The following is a 17,358-nucleotide window of genomic DNA, read 5'->3' on the forward strand; positions in this document are numbered from 1 at the left end:
GCAATCACGGTAGCGCACGACCCGCAGGGCAGGCCAGAAAATTCGGCGTTTCGCCCTATACTGGTTACAAAAGTCGTAACGGAGGACAATGCTGATGGTTGAATGGATCACCACTTCAGGGCTGACAGGCTATGACGACGCTGTTGCCTTCATGGAAGACCGCGCCGCAGGCATTGCGGCAGGCACCCACGAGGAATGCATCTGGCTGGTCGAGCATCCCCCGCTTTATACCGCCGGCACCTCGGCCCGGCCCGAAGACCTGACCGACCCTGAACGTTTCCCGGTTCACAGCAGCAAACGCGGCGGCCAATACACCTACCACGGCCCCGGCCAGCGCGTCGTTTACGTGATGCTTGACGTGGCCAAGCGTGGCCGCGACGTGCGCTGTTTTGTACGCCAACTGGAACGCTGGGTTATCTTGGCTCTGGATCGCTTCAATGTCACCGGCCATATCCGCGACGGCCGCGTCGGTGTGTGGGTCGAACGTGATGACAAGCCGCGTTTCGCCAATGGCGACAAAACCGAGGACAAGATTGCCGCGATTGGCATCCGCCTGCGCAAATGGGTGAGCTTTCACGGCATCTCGATCAATGTCGAACCGGATCTTAGCCATTTTGACGGCATCGTTCCCTGCGGCATCACGGATTTTGGCGTGACCAGCCTCGTCGACCTGGGGCTGCCGGTCACCATGACGGATGTGGATGTGGCGTTGCGGCAGTGTTTCGATGTGGCCTTTGCCGCTACGGACACTTGTCCCACGGATTGAATGTGCAACGGATTGCGGTCAAACGCTGAGCCGCGTTTTACGTCCTGCCCTGACGCAAGTCATCAATCGCGGCAAACACCAGTTCGGGTTGTGAATACAGGAGCATGGTCCCGGCGCGCTTGCTCACCCTGACCTGAAGATTGGCACCGCTACCAATCGCAGCCTGCAACTTGTCAGGCGGAGTCACCTTATCCTCGCCACCATGCAGATAGATGGTCGGAGCAGAGTTGGCGCTGTAGCGCATATCCCGTGCACGGACAGCAAGCCGCAGATCGGTTTCATAGCCGCCACGTCCCTGTTGCATCATCATGGCATGACTCTGGTTTAGCACTGCGCTCAGCGCTGGATCCGCCAGCAGCCTACGATCAGCACTGTCGCGGGCAATCTGGCGTGAAACCAGAACCTGCGGCCCTTTCTGGCGAACCGAGCGTGACCAGCTGCGCACCACCAGCGGCAACACCGCGCTTGCGTGCACAGCGCTTAGTGCCATGGCCCGTTGGTGGCCGCGCAGGGCCGCAGCATGGCCGACGCCGGACAGTGGCAATGTTGCACCAACACAGATCACCCCGCCCAGCCGGTCCCTCAGGCGACGCGCTGCCACCGCCGCAAACAAGCAACCGCTGCGATGGCCAAGCAAGATCGGTGCATCAAGCCCCTCGGCGTCCATCAGCGCCTCCAGCTGGGTTACAAACAAATCAATTGGATCGGCCTCTCGTGGCAGCCGATCAGAGGCGCCATAACCAAAGCGCAGCGGTGCAAACAGACGCAGGCCCCGCGCGCGCAGCCTATGCTGCAAGCGTTGGACCCCGGCGACCCCGTCAAAAATACCATGTACAAAGATCACCGGCCGCCCCTGCTCCGCACCAAAGCATAGGTAGCGCGACCGCAGGCCGGACGGTAAATCAAGCTTGTGTTGCAGCGGCAGGTCTGCGCCCGTCGCGATCTCTGTATCCCGTACTGTCTGCTTCATCAGATACGCCAGAAATCGCAGCATCTCAGGGCAGCTTGGCGCGCAGGTCTTGACGACCATGCGCCCCAGCACTGCCAGTTCAGGGCCACGCTGGCCCCCTGTCCCCAAACGCAACTCTACCCAGCCGTCGCCCGTCAGCAGACCTCGCAGCAGTGACATCTCATCCTGCTCAAACCCAAATCGTCTTGCCACGCGGCACGCGGCAGGATCGGACCATGCCGTCTGCAACCTTTCTATCAGGAATGCCGGTGTGGTTGGATCTCCCGTATGCGCAGGAGGCAAAGCCGCGCTCCCCCCTGTAACCTCGTTCCCCTGATCGGAGTCGATGAATGTACTGCAGTAGCCGGACAAACCCGCCCGACCACCAAGTGATTGACACATCAGCAAACTACCGTCGTCTTGCCTCAGAAGAGCGAGGGCCGGGCGCAGTACTGTCGGCGAAAAGAGATCTCGCCACTGTGGCAAAGCCGTGGCGTCCAGAGCCAACCTTTCAGAAATCCAAGAATCAGTTACCCGCCCGCTGGCAGGCCAGTTGCCTCCGGCGGCAAGGATATCCCCCTCGCGCGCAGTCAACAGCCAATCCGCAGCGCTACAGGGCAACACGTCCTGAAGATCCGGCCAGCATCCGTGGTTCTGAGCGGCAACAAGCCGGCTTCTAAGATAGAGTGCACGGCCAAAATGACGGGTGATCAGCGCCTGCCGGTCTGTTGCATCTTGTGGGGAAATTTCAGACCAGAGCCCCGGTTTACCTGAGGCCAATCTCAGTTCTGTGATGGGCTGCGCGCCTCCGTCAAACGCGGTATCCACAATTTCATCTGTGCTGGACCCAGTTGCGACACCAGCCAAATCATTGCACCCAGCCCGTTCAAGCCGGTCCCGCCATGCTCCGGCCTTAGCCGCACCCAACACAGAAACGTAGACGGCGGCGATCACCGTTTCGTCTGACAACCCATCTGGACCAATGATATCCTCTGCCGTTTTACCCACGGCCCCTCCTCAGCAACACACACACGCAAAACGCGCGCAACTTGCAAAAATCACAACAGGTAACACGCCTGCCGGTCATCGCAGCAGAACATGTGCATCCTGTGCAGGCAGACCTGTTCTCCTAGATCTGATCAACCCATGATGCAGTCACGCGCCCTGCTACAGACACGCGGCATTTTATTGACCGCGCCTCCTCCCCGAAACCGGCCTATCCCCTGTCACCGCAGCCAACGCGGCAGAACATTGCGCGGACCCTAGAATAAAGGGGTCACACTTATCAACACATTTTTCGCGCCAAGGTAGAGTGACGCGATATTCATCATATCGACGACGGCAGCCAAGCTTTACCAATCGCAGCGACGGGCACAACGACGTTGGTCCCGCCACATCATCTCAGCCAGCTTCGACAGCAGCGCGCATCTGGTCTGCGTGGGCTTTCAGCACACTGGGATTTGCCATGATGCCGGGCGGACGCACCGTGTCGCCGTCGCGACGGGGCAGTATATGAAAATGAAGATGAAACACCTCTTGGCCACCCGCAGCCTCGTTGAACTGCTGCACCGTGACCCCCTGGGCATCAAAAGCCCGCATCGCGATGTGGCTCATTTTCTGCGCTGTGGCCATTACGGCAGCCAACTGTTCTGGTGACGCATCCAGAAAGTTGCGGCAAGGCGTTTTGGGGATCACCAGCATGTGGCCATCAGACCGTGGCATAATATCCATGAACACCATCGTGTCGCTGTTTTCATAAACCTTGTGGGCAGGCAGCTCTCCACGAAGAATTTTTGCGAAGATATTGTTTGGATCGTAACGCGCCACTATCTGAACTCCGTAAGTCATCTGACGGTTTTGTGCGCCCACCCGGCATCTGGGTCAAGCGTACAGCGTCATTTTGATCAACATTTGGCACCTCTCTGTGGCCTGACCTCGTGAATTGCGCAGGTGTGGTTGCACAGACATAGGCCCGCTTACCGCACCTAGGGGCGGACCGTGCAGCCCCAAAGGGGCCTGCCCGCGACAATTATTCTTGATCCATATCAAACTCCGCCATTGAAGGCCTGCTACCGGCGAACTAAAACGCATGATGAGTCTAGGCCCACCGGAGACGGATTTGCAGGGCCTATCGTTATGCAACAGGAGGCACCTTAATGGCAGATGCAGCCATTCATGGTCACGGCCACGAAGACGAGCGCGGTTTCTTTACCCGCTGGTTCATGAGCACGAACCATAAGGATATCGGCATTCTCTACCTGATCGTTTCGGCGATCGTTGGTTTCATCTCCGTCGCGTTCACCGTTTACATGCGGCTTGAACTGATGGATCCCGGCGTTCAGTACATGTGCCTTGAAGGTGCACGTCTTATCGCAGACGCGTCCGCGGAATGTACCCCCAACGGGCACCTCTGGAACGTATTGATTACTGGTCACGGCATCCTGATGATGTTCTTCGTGGTCATCCCTGCCTTGTTCGGCGGGTTCGGCAACTACTTCATGCCGCTGCAAATTGGCGCGCCGGACATGGCGTTCCCGCGGATGAACAACCTGTCGTTCTGGATGTATGTCGCAGGCACATCTCTGGCGGTCGCGTCGGTACTTAGCCCCGGCGGTAATGACCAGCTTGGCTCTGGTGTTGGTTGGGTTCTCTACCCGCCACTGTCCACCAACGAAGGCGGCTTCTCGATGGATCTCGCAATCTTTGCGGTCCACGTATCCGGTGCCTCTTCGATCCTGGGTGCGATCAACATGATCACCACCTTCCTGAACATGCGTGCACCGGGCATGACCCTCTTCAAGGTGCCGCTGTTTAGCTGGTCGATCTTCGTCACCTCCTGGCTGATCCTCTTGTCTCTGCCGGTTCTGGCAGGCGCGATCACCATGTTGCTGATGGACCGCAACTTTGGGTTCACCTTCTTTGATCCTGCCGGCGGTGGCGACCCGATCCTGTATCAGCACATCCTGTGGTTCTTTGGCCACCCGGAAGTGTACATCGTGATCCTGCCGGGCTTCGGCATCATCTCTCACGTGATCGCGACCTTCGCGCGCAAGCCAGTCTTTGGCTACCTGCCGATGGTCTGGGCGATCATTGCGATTGGTGTTCTGGGCTTCGTCGTTTGGGCGCACCACATGTACACCGTCGGCATGTCGCTGAACCAGCAGGCCTACTTCATGCTGGCCACAATGGTCATCGCGGTTCCGACCGGGGTAAAAGTGTTCTCGTGGATCGCCACCATGTGGGGCGGCTCGATCGAGTTCAAGGCACCAATGATGTTTGCGTTCGGCTTCCTGTTCCTGTTCACCGTTGGTGGTGTGACCGGTGTGGTTCTGTCACAGGCATCCGTGGACCGTGCATATCACGACACCTACTATGTGGTTGCGCACTTCCACTACGTGATGTCGCTGGGTGCTGTCTTTGCGATCTTCTCGGGCGTGTATTTCTACTTCGGTAAAATGACTGGTCGTCAGTACAACGAGCTGGGCGCTCAGATCCACTTTTGGATGTTTTTCATCGGCGCCAACCTGACCTTCTTCCCGCAACACTTCCTCGGGCGTCAGGGCATGCCGCGTCGTTACATCGACTATCCAGAAGGTTTCGCATATTGGAACAAGATCTCGTCCTATGGCGCGTTCCTGTCCTTCGCTTCATTCATTCTGTTCTTTGGTGTTGTGATCTACTCGCTGCTGCGTGGCGCTCGCATCACCCAGAACAACTACTGGAACGAATATGCGGACACACTGGAGTGGACGCTGCCTTGCCCACCACCAGAGCATACCTTTGAAACCCTGCCCAAGCAGGAAGAATGGGATCGTTCCCACTCGCACTAAGGTACGCCTTGCATCTGACATGAGACAGGCCCCGGAGCAGCATGCGTCCGGGGCCTTTTTCTTGCGCCGCTAACAAGGCATCAGCACCCTAGACACGCGCGGTCACCACGCTAAATTTCCGCCATGCCGTATCACTGGATCACATCACAGTCCGACACCTGCCAAGAGCTGCATCTCTGGCCGCATCAGTCGCTGCCACCAGAAGGCTATGTCCGTTTTCTGGGCGCGCTAGCTGTGCTTATCACCATCCCGATGATCCCGCTTCTGGGCAGCGCCGCACTTTGGGGCGTGCTGCCCTTTGTGACGGCCACGCTGTTTGCGGTGAAATGGGCCCTGGATCGCAGCCGCCGTGATCGCCATGTGCTGGAGGTGCTGACGCTGGACCCGACTGAGGCGCATCTGGAGCGGATCAACCCCACCGGCAAGCGTCAAAGCTGGAGCTGCAACCGCTTCTGGACCAGAGTTGAGCTGCACGCAGATGATGGACCCGTCCCCAGCTATGTCACGCTGCGGGGCAGTGGCCGCGAAGTGGAGATCGGCGCTTTCCTCAGCGAGGACGAGCGCAAGGCGCTCTATGATGAATTGCAGACTGCGCTCAGCCGCACCTGAACACGCCTGTATCCGCAACAGCTTTGACTTTTATCGCGATGCCCATTATCAGGGTCGGATGTCCAATGCGTCTGCGCTCTTTTCGACTGTATATTATCCGCTGTTTACATAACGGCGGGCGCATTTTCATATCTTGATGTTCATCCCGTCGCGATCCGGCGGTCAGAGGCAACATCCCCAACATCCCATCGGTATCGCGGCCCAAGGCGGAGCCCGTTTCGATGTCCCTATCTGCTCAGTTTTCCTGTGTCGGCCTTATTGGCTTTGGCGCTTTTGGCAAGTTGATCGCCCACAATCTGGCCCCACATGTACCGCTCCGGGTCCACGACCCTGTTGCTCAACACGCCGCAGCTGAACCATCTCCGTCGTTGCGTCACACTTCTCTGGCCAAGGCAGCGGCCTGTCCGCTGGTGATCCTGGCCGTCCCGGTCAGCGCACTGGCCGCGCTCTGTCGCCAAATTTCCCCAGATTTGCGTCCCGGCACGGTGGTTATGGATGTCGGTTCAGTCAAACTAACTCCGTGTGAGACGATGCAGCAGCTCCTTCCCCCGGATGTGGAACTGCTGGGAAGCCATCCGCTTTTCGGCCCACAAAGCACCAAATCAGGCATCGCAGGACATAAGATCGCGCTCTGCCCGCTGCGCGGGAACAGCCATCGCCACATCGCCGCGCTGCTACGTCACCTCTTTGGCCTTAAGGTAATCACGACCACACCGGCAGACCATGACCGCGAACTGGCGATTGTTCAGGGGCTGACACACATGATTGCAAAAGTGCTGGACCAAATGACCCCCGGCAAGCTGGGCATGACCACCGCCAGTTTTGATCTGTTGCAGCAAGCAAGCCGTATGGTCAGCGGTGATTCACCCGGCGTGCTGGGCGCCATCCTGCGCGACAATCCCTTTGCCGCCGAGGTCCGTGACGATTTCCTGCGACGCGCAGCGCAGCTGGGGGCAATCGACAATAGCACCACCATGAGCCCCGCCAAAGAAAAAGACCCGCCAATGCTGGCAGGTCTCTGACATCATTCACCTCTGCCCGCCGAAAACCGGATCAGCAGTTGCCACCTTGGCAAAGCTGATCCTTCACCAATGGTCCGACTTTGCCAAAATCCATCTGACCGGTATATTTTCCCTTCAGCGCACCCATAACCTTGCCCATGTCGCGGATCGACTCAGCTCCGGTCTCTGCAACGGCAACCTGTACCGCCTTTGCGACCTCTTCGTCGCTCAGCTGTTTGGGGAGGAATTCTTCAATGATCGAAATCTCGCCCAGCTCGCGCTCGGCCAAGTCCAGACGTCCACCTTCTTCGTAGGCACGCGCGCTTTCGTTGCGCTGTTTGGTCATTTTCCCAAGGATCGCAAGGATTTCAGCATCTCCGATGCCAGCGCCTTCACCATCCACACGGCCAGCAATTTCGCGATCCTTGATCGCGGCATTGATCAGACGCAGGGTTGCCAGTCGGGCTGCTGCGCGGTCTTTCATGGCCTGTTTCAGGGCCTGATTGACCCGAGTTCGCGTATCCATATTTCTGTCCATTCCCACGGAGTCGGAACCAGATCTTTACCGAAAGTGGTAGTGCAATTCAAGTTGGCGCTCTGAGAATGACGCTGGGGCAAGCCGTTGCACAGCCATGGTACCGGCGCAGGCTTGACGCCTTGCGCCCCTACCCTTACATACCCGTGAATTTTGCCCATATTGGAGAGTCGCGCCATGGCCGATACCGTCCCACCCAAGCCCACCGCATGTTTGGCGCTTGCTGATGGCACCATCTTTTATGGAACCGGCTTTGGCGCCACCGGCGAGACCGTCGCCGAACTCTGCTTCAACACCGCCATGACCGGCTATCAAGAAATCATGACTGATCCCTCTTATGCCGGACAGATCGTGACGTTCACTTTCCCCCATATTGGCAACACCGGTGTCACCCCCGAGGACGACGAAACCGCTGATCCCGTTGCCGCTGGCATGGTGGTGAAATGGGACCCAACCCAGTCCTCCAACTGGCGCGCCACTGAAGAGCTGAAGACCTGGCTCACCCGCACCGGACGCATCGCCATCGGCGGTCTCGACACCCGTCGCCTGACCCGCGCCATCCGCCAACAGGGTGCCCCGCATGTGGCCCTGGCACACGATCCCGACGGCAATTTCGACATCGAGGCACTGGTCGCCAAGGCCCGCGAGTGGTCAGGCTTGGAAGGGCTGGATCTGGCAAAGGACGTTACCTGTGCCCAAAGCTATCGCTGGGACGAGATGCGGTGGGCTTGGCCCGACGGCTACAACTGCCAAAATGCCCCCAAGCACAAAGTGGTTGCCATAGATTATGGCGCCAAGCGCAACATCTTGCGCTGCCTTGCGTCGGCTGGCTGTGACGTCACCGTGCTGCCCGCTTCCGCAACCGCCGAAGATGTGCTGGCCCATACCCCCGATGGGGTGTTCCTGTCCAACGGACCCGGCGATCCTGCGGCCACCGGCGCCTACGCCGTGCCGATGATCAAGCAGATCCTCGACACCACGGACCTGCCCATGTTCGGTATCTGCCTTGGCCACCAGATGCTGGCGCTGGCGCTTGGCGGCAAGACCGTCAAAATGAACCACGGCCATCACGGTGCCAACCACCCGGTGAAGGAGAATGCCACCGGCAAGGTTGAAATCACCTCGATGAACCACGGGTTTGCCGTTGATGGTCAAAGCCTGCCGGACGGTGTCGAAGAAACCCATGTTTCGCTGTTCGATGGGTCCAATTGCGGCATTCGCATCTCCGATCGCCCGGTTTACTCGGTGCAGCACCACCCCGAGGCCAGCCCAGGTCCACAAGATAGCTTTTACCTGTTTGAACGCTTTTCCGAGGCCATGGACGCACGCAAATCTGCGTAATATCGCCCGCGCGAGATAAGCCTGCGCAAAAAATACCCTCCCCATGGCAGGGTTTTGCTATGGGGATCAAAGGCTTGCCAAAATAGACCGGCAAAATAACACTTGCCCGAATCCATGACCGCATAAACTGTGTAGTCATGGTTCAACACAACCTAACATTGATCGACTCCGCGCGGGCGCTTAAGCGGCGGGACCGTCAGACCTCATTTGAACGCCGTCTGGTTGAAGAGCACGCCGTCAGCAAGGATCACCTGATGCGGGCCTTGGTTCTGCGCCAGCATCAGCGGGCTCCGATTGACCAGATCCTAGTTTCCGAGGGTTGGGCCAGTCAGGAGCAGGTTCTGGATGCGCTGTCATCGCAACACGGGATGCAACAGGTTGATCTGGGCGGTCATCGTCCTCAGGCGCGTCTGCTCGCGCGCAAACCTGCTCAGTTCTGGCTCCGCTGCTGTGCGCTACCATACATGCAACTGGGCCAAACTGTTGTGGTGGCGATTGCGCATCCAGCTGCCTTTGCCGGGATAAAACGTGATCTAGAAGGAAGCTTTGCCGACATCCAACCCGTGATCGCCAGCGAGGCCCAGATCAACGCCTTGCTGATCGCGCATTTCCGCGAGGATCTGGCCCGCGAGGCCAGCACCCGCGTCCCGCTTGCCTACAGCTGTCGCACGTTGCGGCAGCCGACCTGGTTCAGTTGGCCGTTGTTATTTTTAGTCGCAGCCATCACCGCTGCGATCCTTGCCCCGCGTCTTGTATTTGCTGTGCTTTGCGGATTGGCGCTATTGACGCTGCTGCTGTTTACAGTGCTCAAATGCGCAGGGTTCCTGTCACATTTACAGGCCCAAAGGTCCGAGCGCGAACTAAGACGGCGGCAGAAACACGCCTCCAGCGTCGGGGCCCGTGTCGATCACGTCCCGGAAATGACACCGCCCCGGCGCCTGCCACATATTTCAATGCTGGTGCCGCTCTACAAAGAGGCCGAGATTGGCCGCGCCCTGCTCTGCCGCCTGTGCAAGCTGACCTACCCGCGCAGCCTTCTAGAGGTACTCTTGGTATTGGAAGAAGATGACGCTGTGACCCGCAATGCCATCCGCTGCGCCGATCTACCCGATTGGTTCAGGGTCATCGAAGTGCCTGCACATGGCGGGCTGACCACCAAACCGCGCGCAATGAACTACGCATTGAACTTCTGCCGAGGCGAGATCATTGGCGTCTGGGACGCCGAAGATGCCCCGAATCCCGATCAACTGGAACAGGTCGCCCAGGCCTTTGCTCAGGGGGACAATAACTTGGCTTGTCTTCAGGGGGCACTGGATTACTACAACCCCAGCCAAAACTGGATCGCCCGCTGTTTCACATTGGAATACGCCAGCTGGTTCCGCATCGTGTTGCCCGGCATCGCCCGATTGGGCCTTGTGGTACCGCTGGGTGGTACTACGCTTTTTATTCGCAAGGCTGTTCTCGAACAACTGGGTGGTTGGGACGCCCATAATGTGACCGAAGACGCAGACCTTGGTGTGCGGCTTTCTCGTCTCGGCTATCGCACGGACATGCTGCCAACCACCACCTATGAAGAGGCCAACTGCCGTCCCTGGCCATGGGTCAAACAACGGTCGCGCTGGCTCAAGGGATTCATGGTGACCTATCTGGTCCACATGCGGCGGCCCACGGTGCTGGCTCGGCAATTGGGTTGGCGGCAATTCCTTGGATTACAAGCGTTTTTTCTGGGCACCGTTGGGCAGTTTTTACTGGCGCCTTGCCTGTGGTCGTTCTGGCTGATCACCTTTGGTCTGTCACATCCAACGGCGCCGGTCCTGCCCGCAGGCGCGCCAATGGTCGCAGCAGCGGCGCTGGTGTTTTTTGAACTTTTGGGCGTTGTCATCGCCATCACCGCAGCATTTGCAAGTGGTCGGCGGCGGCTGGCGCTTTGGGCGCCCTGCATGCTGCTGTATTTCCCAATGGGGGTCATCGCCGTCTACAAAGCCCTGTATGAGCTGATCTTCAGACCGTTTTTCTGGGACAAGACGGCCCACGGCCACACACCGCATACCGACGCTGCGCAAGACACCCAACCGCGCATAGTGCCGGATCTCTAGCCCTTGCTGCGTTCGCCCGCGTCCTGCTTCAGACGTGTCATGAACGCAACCGAGATATGATCCTTCAGCGCGCGCCCTGCCGCCTCTTCATCGCGGCGTTCGATGGCGCTGACGATGTTTTTGTGTTCGGCCTGTGCAATCCGGCCCCGCCCCTCAGCCGCGAGTGATGTCGTCGCCATCAGCGCCATGGTGCGATGTACCAGATTCAGCTGTTGGACCAGATAGCGGTTGTGCGACGCTAGGTGGATCTGCTCGTGGAAACGACGATTGGCCTTGGCCAGCTCTGTCGGATTGTCGACGAAGGCATCGTCAGCGGCAACCATCTCTTGCAACACACGGACCTCTTCTTCGGTGGCGTGGCGTGCGGCAAGGCTGGCCGCAAGACCTTCCAGCTCCCGCCGCACCACATATAATTCCGCCATCTGATTGTGGTCCAGCGATGCCACGATCAGGGACCGCCCGTCCCGCTCCAGCAACGACTGTGTCTCCAGCCGCTGCAACGCCTCACGGATCGGGGTGCGGGACACGCCAAAGCGTTCGGCAAGGTCACTTTCCACCAGGCGGTCGCCGGGCCGATAAACCCCGACATCAATGGCTTCTAGGATCAGCGCATAGGCGTCCGTCTGGCTGGTGCTACGAGTCAGGCTCATGTCGATCCTTGGATTGGTCATCCCCGTTGTGTACAAGCCTCGCCCCTGTGCAATCAACCCCGGCACGTCGGCGCGGTTAAAATCCTCGCACCACAAACATTCGGCGCCCCTGTCGAAATCGGCGCCTGCAGAGATCCACCAACTGGCGGCAACAGTTGCAATCAAACATCAGACAGCCTAGGTCCTCGGTCATGGTAGCCCAATCTTTTTCCCACGTCCGTCATTGGGTGTTCGATCTCGACAACACCCTCTATCACCCGTCCGCTCGGCTCTTTGATCAGATCGAGATCAAGATGACGGACTATGTGATGACAGCTCTTGGCGTTGACAGGCTGCTCGCAAATAAGCTGCGCGATGATTATTGGCGCGACCATGGCACCACCCTGGCCGGGTTAATGGCGCATCACGACATCGACCCCGATCCGTTTCTGGTCGCTGTGCATGACATCAGCTTTGACGATCTGGAACCCGACGCGCTCTTGGCCGAGCGGATCCAAAACCTGCCTGGCAAGCGGATCATCTATACCAACGGCACTGCCCCTTATGCAGAACAGGTGCTGGCGGCACGCGGTTTGGACGGCTGTTTCGATGAAGTCTATGGGGTCGAGCACGCAAATTACCGCCCCAAGCCTGAGCGTCAGGCGTTTGACATCATCTTTGCCAAAGCCGGGGTCGAGCCTGAACAGGCCGCAATGTTCGAGGATGACCCGCGCAACCTTCAGGCGCCGCATAATCTGGGAATGCGCACCGTGCATGTGGCACCAACCGCGATCACCGGCGCGCATATCCATCACCACACAGATGATCTGACCCGCTTTCTCGGGCTGTTATAGTCCGAAACGGCACAGCCTCACGTTGGCTCTGCATTGTTGGCCGGATAGGATCGAGACTGCTGCGCTGCGCATCCTGTCGCACCCCTGTGGCGCGCCGCCGCACCGACCTTCTGCCAGAAAGCGTAAGGTATATATGGCAGTCATCAATGAAGCGACACGTGCACGGCCTTGCCAGTCCCCGCGCGGCGCTGAACACCCAAGTTTAGGATGACGCCTGATGAATGACCTGACGTTTGACGAGCACCAGCCCCGGACCGCTACCGCTGCCACGGCATCACCGCCACCGCGCACAGACAGCACGCAGGTAAACGCAACCAAAGCGCTCTTGGCAATCCTGTTCTACGTGCTGCTCTGGGGCCTCGCCGTTGCCATCTGGGGGCTGCCAGCGCTGTTCCTGCCAGCCGTGGCCAAAACAGGCATCATGTTTGTCCTGCTGGTGATGATCACGCGCGGCTAGGGCTGCTGCAACTGCGCACTCCCCCCCGCGAAAAAGGACAGTATGTCGCTTGTCATTCAGACCGGCACAGGCCTATCTCAATTGCAACGACGAAAGGCAGGTTCGATGGAAAATGGCTGTGATATTCTGATTTCTGGTGGCGGTATTGCAGGGCTGACCGCAGCGGCGACCTTTGGCGCAGCCGGGTTCAAGGTGATCTGTGTTGATCCCATGCCTCCGATCACCGGGCGCGATGACACAGGCGCCGATCTGCGCACCACAGCCATCCTGCAACCGGGCCGCGCGCTGTTGCAAGAGGCCGGAATCTGGGATCACCTGGACAGCCACGCAGCACCGCTGCGGGTCATGCGGATCATTGATGCCGGCGGGGACCTCTCTGAGCCGCGTGTGATCAAGGATTTCAACTCCGCCGATATCTCTGATCAGCCTTTTGGCTGGAACCTGCCCAACTGGCTGCTGCGGCGCGAATTGCTGACCCGGCTGAGCGAACTGGACACCGTCGATTTCCGCCCTGGCCTTGCCACAACTGGCCTGTTCACCCGGACCAGCACCGCTCAGGTCACCCTGAGCGACGGTGCCTGCATCACCGCCCGCCTCGTGCTGGCCTGTGACGGGCGCGACTCGCCTATGCGACGAGCGGCTGGCATCCCTGTGCGCACGACGCGCTACGGGCAAAAGGCACTGGCCTTTGCCGTGACCCACGACCTGCCCCACGAAAATGTTTCAACCGAAATCCACCGCTCCGGCGGGCCCTTCACCCTGGTGCCGCTGCCCGATCACAACGGCCGACCGTCCTCAGCCATTGTGTGGATGGAACGCGGTCCGCGCGCACAAGCGTTGCAAAGGATGGACACCGACGCTTTTGAAGAGGAAATGAACAGCCGCAGCTGCGGTGTGCTGGGCACGCTACGGCTCGCCTCACGCCGCAGTATATGGCCGATCATCAGCCAATCTGCACAGCGACTGAACGGCGAGCGACTTGCGCTAATGGCTGAGGCTGCCCATGTTGTGCCCCCCATCGGGGCGCAAGGGCTGAACATGTCGCTTGGCGATCTGCGCATATTGCTAGAGCTGGCCCAAGCCCGTTCCGAAGGGTTGGGAGACGCCACCATGCTGGACGCCTATCACAAGGCCCGCCACAGCGACATTCTGATGCGGGTCAAGGGAATCGATCTGCTGAACCGCACCTCCATGTTGGCACCACGCCCATTGCGTGATCTGCGCGCCTTTGGCCTGAACGCGCTTTATTCACTGGCACCGGTGCGCAAGACGCTGATGCAGATGGGGCTAGGCGTCAAATAAGAATGCAGACCCTAAGCCGCATCTTCAGGGGACATTGGCAGCTGATATGCTTGGCAGTGGTGATTGCCATCCTCTGGCCAACGCAGGCGGTGCTGCCGCTGCGGATCCTGACCGTTTTCCTCCACGAGCTGTCACATGCAGCGGCAACCCTGTTGACCGGTGGCGAGGTGGTTAGCCTGACCATTGATCCCAGCGAAGGCGGCATGGTGATCTCGCGTGGTGGCAACCGGTTCCTGACACTGACGGCAGGCTATACCGGATCGCTTGTCATCGGCTCGGCGCTCTTTGTGATTGCGCTGCGCACGGATTGGGACCGCACGGTCCTGGCGCTTTTTGGGGGCGTGACGCTGGCGGTTGCCGCAGTCTATATCCGCGATCTCTTTGCGCTTGGGTTTACCCTGGCAACTGGTGCCGCAATGCTGGCCGCTGCGCGATATTTCAGCCTCGCGGCCAATGACATGATCCTACGGGTGATCGGCATCAGCAGCATGATCTATGCCCCGCTCGACATCTACGACGATACAATCGCCCGCGCCTATCTGCGGTCAGACGCGCGAATGATGGCCGAAGAATTTGGCGGTGCAACAATGCTCTGGGGTGGTCTCTGGCTGACGATCAGCCTTGCAATGATCTGCGTCACCCTGCGCTACGGGCTGGGCCCCGCCAGCAATATCAGCTGGCGTAGCCTTAAACCCACGTCCTGACCTCAAGCGGATCAGAGAACCTGATCCACCACTTTGGTGAGCCGCGCTACCGTCGCCTCGACATTGTAGAGCTTATCCAGACCAAAAAGACCCAGCCGGAAGGTACTGAACCCGGCAGGCTCGTCACATTGCAGCGGCACGCCCGCCGCGATCTGAGTGCCCAGCGCCAGGAATTTCTTGCCGTTCTGCACATCCGGGTCGCTGGTATAGCTTACCACCACGCCCGGTGCGCCGTAGCCTTCGGCCGCAACCGAGATCACGCCCCGCTCCGCCAGCAGCTTGCGCACCCTATCGCCGAGCGCCCATTGCGCATCGCGCAGGCGATCGAACCCGTATTCTTTGGTCTCCAGCATGGTATCGCGGAACGTCCGCAGCGCATCCGTTGGCATTGTCGCGTGATAGGCATGACCGCCTGCCACATAGGCCTGCATGATCATGTGCCACTGTTTGAGATTGATCGCAAAACTGTCAGAGGTGGTGTGCTCCATTCGGTCCAGTGCCCGCTGTGACAGCATTACCAACCCGGCCGAAGGCGCAGCGCTCCAGCCTTTTTGTGGCGCTGAGATCAGCACGTCGACACCTGTCTTCACCATATCGATCCAGGCACAGCCCGATGCAATGCAGTCCAGCACCATCAACGCGCCCACGTCATGCGCAGCCGTGGCAAGGCTGCGGATATAGTCATCCGGCAGAATCACCCCGGCGGAGGTTTCCACATGCGGGGCGAATACCACATCCGGTTTTTGCTCATGGATGGCGGCGACCACCGCTTCGATCGGGGTCGGTGCAAAGGGGGATGGCGCAGTATTGCCGGTCTGGCGTGCCTTCATCACCCTCGCAGAGGCGGTGATACCGCCGGTTTCAAAAATCTGGCTCCAACGATAGGAAAACCAGCCGTTCCGAACCACCAGCGCATCAGCGCCCTGGGCGAATTGGCGCGCCACGGCCTCCATTGCAAAGGTACCGCCACCAGGCACCAAAGCAACAGCATCGGCATTATAGACCTCTTTCAACATGGCATTGATATCCAGCATCACCTGCTGAAACACCTGGGACATATGGTTAAGCGACCGGTCCGTAAACACCACCGAGAATTCATCCAGACCCTGTGGGTCAACACTATCCAATAGGGCCATGTCACACTCCTTGTTGTAGAAAAGGGCGAGCCGGACCCGCTGCCGGACACGCCGTTGTCACAAGTCTTGGCAGAGGCGCGCGCGCGTCTCAAGTCTGCGCTGATTGAAGGATTATCTGCAAAACCCGCATATTCCGGAGCCTTTGCCCTAGCCCAGCGGCCCCGGCCTGCGTTCCTCGCTCAGCAGCACATTTGCATCGACACTGCCCACGCCGGGCAGCGTCATCACCCGCCGCCGCAGCACCCGCTCAAAATCGGCAATGTCCCGGGCGGTGACCCGCAGGCGATAATCATACATGCCCAGAATATGTTCCACCGTCTGCACCTCGGGGATGGCCGACACCGCGCGTTCGAAATCTTCTAGGCTGACCCGCCCTTTGGTGGCCAGCTTGATGCCCAGAAATACAGTCACGCCAAAGCCCAGTTTGCCTGCATCCAGATCCAGTTTACGCCCGGTGATAATGCCTGCCTCCTGCAACCGGCGAATGCGGCGCCACGCGGCCGGCTGGCTAAGGCCCAGCTCGCGCCCCAAAGCCCCCGCCGTTTGCGTGGCATCCCGGCTGAGTGCGCGCAACAAGGCGTGATCTATCTCGTCTAACTGGATCATATCGGCAGCGCCTCGTCCGATTTGATCCGCGCCACATGCATCAGCGCCTCGATATCGGTGATATGCGGCAGTGTCAGGATCGCGGCGCGGTAAATTTGCTGATAATGCGGCATGTCCCGCGCAATCACCGAAAGCCGCACATCCACCTGCCCCAGAAAGGTCTGGATCTCCAGCACCTCAGGGATCTCGCGTGCGGCGGGAATAAACTCGTCAAAAGCCCGCGAATTGGTCTTGTCCAGCGTGATGCGTAGCGACACTTCCACCGCGTAGCCCAGGGCGCGCCAGTCAATCACTGCCCGCTGGCCGAGAATGACGCCCCCCTCGCGCAGCTTGTCCAGCCGCCGCGACAGCCGCGATGCGGTCAGGCCAAGGCGATCCCCCAGATCAGGCAGCGATTGTCCCGGATCTGCCTGAAGATGGCGAAGTATGCGTCGGTCAAGGTCATCAAGCATGAAATCTACACTATATAACGTTTTGGAGAATAACTATTGCGTATTTCGTAAGATATTCATTCACACTAGGCCTACTTCGCCCCCCAGAACA

At 59.2% G+C, this 17,358-nt stretch carries 17 protein-coding genes; 10 read left to right on the forward strand and 7 right to left on the reverse strand.

The annotated features are described in order from the left end of the window. Positions 1 to 94 precede the first annotated feature (94 nt). Positions 95 to 766 (forward strand): lipoyl(octanoyl) transferase LipB, encoded by a 672-nt coding sequence (lipB, locus tag PhaeoP97_RS13210; protein WP_072506473.1) that lies wholly within the window; start codon positions 95 to 97, stop codon positions 764 to 766. A gap of 37 nt (positions 767 to 803) precedes the next feature. Here lipB and PhaeoP97_RS13215 read toward each other — a convergent pair whose 3' ends face one another. Together PhaeoP97_RS13215 and PhaeoP97_RS13220 are read right to left on the reverse strand one after the other, a co-directional pair. Beyond that, positions 804 to 2,723, reverse strand: a complete 1,920-nt coding sequence (locus tag PhaeoP97_RS13215; RefSeq protein ID WP_072505456.1) for an alpha/beta fold hydrolase — start codon at positions 2,721 to 2,723, stop codon at positions 804 to 806. Between the two features lie 393 nt (positions 2,724 to 3,116). After that, on the reverse strand, positions 3,117 to 3,542 hold the full coding sequence (locus tag PhaeoP97_RS13220; protein ID WP_072505457.1) for an HIT family protein: 426 nt from the start codon (positions 3,540 to 3,542) through the stop codon (positions 3,117 to 3,119). A gap of 329 nt (positions 3,543 to 3,871) precedes the next feature. On the opposite strand from PhaeoP97_RS13220, the gene ctaD reads away from it, so the two are divergent. The 3 genes from ctaD (at position 3,872) to PhaeoP97_RS13235 (ending at position 7,176) form a co-directional block, all read left to right on the forward strand. Further along, positions 3,872 to 5,545, forward strand: a complete 1,674-nt coding sequence (ctaD, locus tag PhaeoP97_RS13225) for a cytochrome c oxidase subunit I (RefSeq protein WP_072505458.1) — start codon at positions 3,872 to 3,874, stop codon at positions 5,543 to 5,545. Positions 5,546 to 5,668: 123 nt separating this feature from the next. Next, entirely contained in the window at positions 5,669 to 6,154 is a 486-nt protein-coding gene (locus PhaeoP97_RS13230; protein ID WP_072505459.1) for a DUF2244 domain-containing protein, read from the forward strand. Between the two features lie 221 nt (positions 6,155 to 6,375). Next, on the forward strand, positions 6,376 to 7,176 hold the full coding sequence (locus PhaeoP97_RS13235; protein WP_072505460.1) for a prephenate dehydrogenase: 801 nt from the start codon (positions 6,376 to 6,378) through the stop codon (positions 7,174 to 7,176). A gap of 31 nt (positions 7,177 to 7,207) precedes the next feature. On the opposite strand, the gene PhaeoP97_RS13240 is transcribed toward PhaeoP97_RS13235, so the two are convergent. After that, a complete protein-coding gene (locus tag PhaeoP97_RS13240) occupies positions 7,208 to 7,681 on the reverse strand; it encodes a GatB/YqeY domain-containing protein (protein ID WP_072505461.1) in 474 nt (157 codons plus the stop codon). Positions 7,682 to 7,867: 186 nt separating this feature from the next. Here PhaeoP97_RS13240 and carA point away from each other — a divergent pair, with 186 nt between their 5' ends. Beyond that, positions 7,868 to 9,031, forward strand: coding sequence for a glutamine-hydrolyzing carbamoyl-phosphate synthase small subunit (gene carA / locus PhaeoP97_RS13245; protein WP_072505462.1), 1,164 nt, complete (start codon positions 7,868 to 7,870; stop codon positions 9,029 to 9,031). 137 nt (positions 9,032 to 9,168) lie between these two features. Continuing rightward, complete coding sequence (locus tag PhaeoP97_RS13250) at positions 9,169 to 11,127, forward strand: glycosyltransferase (protein WP_096740458.1); 1,959 nt, start codon at positions 9,169 to 9,171, stop codon at positions 11,125 to 11,127. On the opposite strand, the gene PhaeoP97_RS13255 is transcribed toward PhaeoP97_RS13250, so the two are convergent. Further along, positions 11,124 to 11,777 (reverse strand): GntR family transcriptional regulator, encoded by a 654-nt coding sequence (locus PhaeoP97_RS13255; RefSeq protein WP_072506475.1) that lies wholly within the window; start codon positions 11,775 to 11,777, stop codon positions 11,124 to 11,126. The two genes, PhaeoP97_RS13250 and PhaeoP97_RS13255, sit on opposite strands and share 4 nt — an antisense overlap. Before the next feature lie 191 nt (positions 11,778 to 11,968). On the opposite strand from PhaeoP97_RS13255, the gene PhaeoP97_RS13260 reads away from it, so the two are divergent. The 4 genes from PhaeoP97_RS13260 (at position 11,969) to PhaeoP97_RS13275 (ending at position 15,073) form a co-directional block, all read left to right on the forward strand. Next, the gene (locus PhaeoP97_RS13260; RefSeq protein ID WP_072505463.1) at positions 11,969 to 12,610 is read left to right on the forward strand and encodes a pyrimidine 5'-nucleotidase; all 642 of its coding nucleotides are present in this window, start codon (positions 11,969 to 11,971) and stop codon (positions 12,608 to 12,610) included. Between the two features lie 217 nt (positions 12,611 to 12,827). After that, positions 12,828 to 13,067 carry a hypothetical protein gene (locus PhaeoP97_RS13265; protein ID WP_072505464.1) on the forward strand — a complete coding sequence of 80 codons (240 nt, stop codon included), beginning with the start codon at positions 12,828 to 12,830 and terminating at the stop codon, positions 13,065 to 13,067. A 105-nt stretch (positions 13,068 to 13,172) separates the two neighbouring features. Further along, positions 13,173 to 14,369, forward strand: a complete 1,197-nt coding sequence (locus PhaeoP97_RS13270; RefSeq protein WP_072506476.1) for a UbiH/UbiF family hydroxylase — start codon at positions 13,173 to 13,175, stop codon at positions 14,367 to 14,369. Positions 14,370 to 14,371: 2 nt separating this feature from the next. Next, the gene (locus PhaeoP97_RS13275; RefSeq protein WP_072505465.1) at positions 14,372 to 15,073 is read left to right on the forward strand and encodes a M50 family metallopeptidase; all 702 of its coding nucleotides are present in this window, start codon (positions 14,372 to 14,374) and stop codon (positions 15,071 to 15,073) included. An 11-nt stretch (positions 15,074 to 15,084) separates the two neighbouring features. Here PhaeoP97_RS13275 and PhaeoP97_RS13280 read toward each other — a convergent pair whose 3' ends face one another. From PhaeoP97_RS13280 to PhaeoP97_RS13290, 3 genes are all read right to left on the reverse strand, one after another. Further along, positions 15,085 to 16,209, reverse strand: coding sequence for an aminotransferase class V-fold PLP-dependent enzyme (locus PhaeoP97_RS13280; RefSeq protein WP_072505466.1), 1,125 nt, complete (start codon positions 16,207 to 16,209; stop codon positions 15,085 to 15,087). Positions 16,210 to 16,356: 147 nt separating this feature from the next. After that, positions 16,357 to 16,815 (reverse strand): Lrp/AsnC family transcriptional regulator, encoded by a 459-nt coding sequence (locus PhaeoP97_RS13285; RefSeq protein WP_072505467.1) that lies wholly within the window; start codon positions 16,813 to 16,815, stop codon positions 16,357 to 16,359. Continuing rightward, entirely contained in the window at positions 16,812 to 17,267 is a 456-nt protein-coding gene (locus tag PhaeoP97_RS13290; RefSeq protein ID WP_072505468.1) for an Lrp/AsnC family transcriptional regulator, read from the reverse strand. The genes PhaeoP97_RS13285 and PhaeoP97_RS13290 overlap by 4 nt, the downstream gene beginning before the upstream one ends. Between the last annotated feature and the right edge of the window lie 91 nt (positions 17,268 to 17,358).

This window comes from Phaeobacter porticola (assembly GCF_001888185.1).
Taxonomy (GTDB): domain Bacteria; phylum Pseudomonadota; class Alphaproteobacteria; order Rhodobacterales; family Rhodobacteraceae; genus Phaeobacter; species Phaeobacter porticola.

Bases quoted from the DNA above. Each gene is read 5' to 3' on its own strand.
- lipB (WP_072506473.1), top strand. From the start codon at position 95: ATGGTTGAATGGATCACCACTTCAGGGCTGACAGGCTATGACGACGCT.
- ctaD (WP_072505458.1), top strand. From the start codon at position 3,872: ATGGCAGATGCAGCCATTCATGGTCACGGCCACGAAGACGAGCGCGGT.
- PhaeoP97_RS13230 (WP_072505459.1), top strand. From the start codon at position 5,669: ATGCCGTATCACTGGATCACATCACAGTCCGACACCTGCCAAGAGCTG.
- PhaeoP97_RS13235 (WP_072505460.1), top strand. From the start codon at position 6,376: ATGTCCCTATCTGCTCAGTTTTCCTGTGTCGGCCTTATTGGCTTTGGC.
- PhaeoP97_RS13240 (WP_072505461.1), bottom strand. From the start codon at position 7,681: ATGGATACGCGAACTCGGGTCAATCAGGCCCTGAAACAGGCCATGAAA.
- carA (WP_072505462.1), top strand. From the start codon at position 7,868: ATGGCCGATACCGTCCCACCCAAGCCCACCGCATGTTTGGCGCTTGCT.
- PhaeoP97_RS13250 (WP_096740458.1), top strand. From the start codon at position 9,169: ATGGTTCAACACAACCTAACATTGATCGACTCCGCGCGGGCGCTTAAG.
- PhaeoP97_RS13255 (WP_072506475.1), bottom strand. From the start codon at position 11,777: ATGAGCCTGACTCGTAGCACCAGCCAGACGGACGCCTATGCGCTGATC.
- PhaeoP97_RS13260 (WP_072505463.1), top strand. From the start codon at position 11,969: ATGGTAGCCCAATCTTTTTCCCACGTCCGTCATTGGGTGTTCGATCTC.
- PhaeoP97_RS13265 (WP_072505464.1), top strand. From the start codon at position 12,828: ATGAATGACCTGACGTTTGACGAGCACCAGCCCCGGACCGCTACCGCT.
- PhaeoP97_RS13270 (WP_072506476.1), top strand. From the start codon at position 13,173: ATGGAAAATGGCTGTGATATTCTGATTTCTGGTGGCGGTATTGCAGGG.
- PhaeoP97_RS13275 (WP_072505465.1), top strand. From the start codon at position 14,372: ATGCAGACCCTAAGCCGCATCTTCAGGGGACATTGGCAGCTGATATGC.
- PhaeoP97_RS13280 (WP_072505466.1), bottom strand. From the start codon at position 16,209: ATGGCCCTATTGGATAGTGTTGACCCACAGGGTCTGGATGAATTCTCG.
- PhaeoP97_RS13285 (WP_072505467.1), bottom strand. From the start codon at position 16,815: ATGATCCAGTTAGACGAGATAGATCACGCCTTGTTGCGCGCACTCAGC.
- PhaeoP97_RS13290 (WP_072505468.1), bottom strand. From the start codon at position 17,267: ATGCTTGATGACCTTGACCGACGCATACTTCGCCATCTTCAGGCAGAT.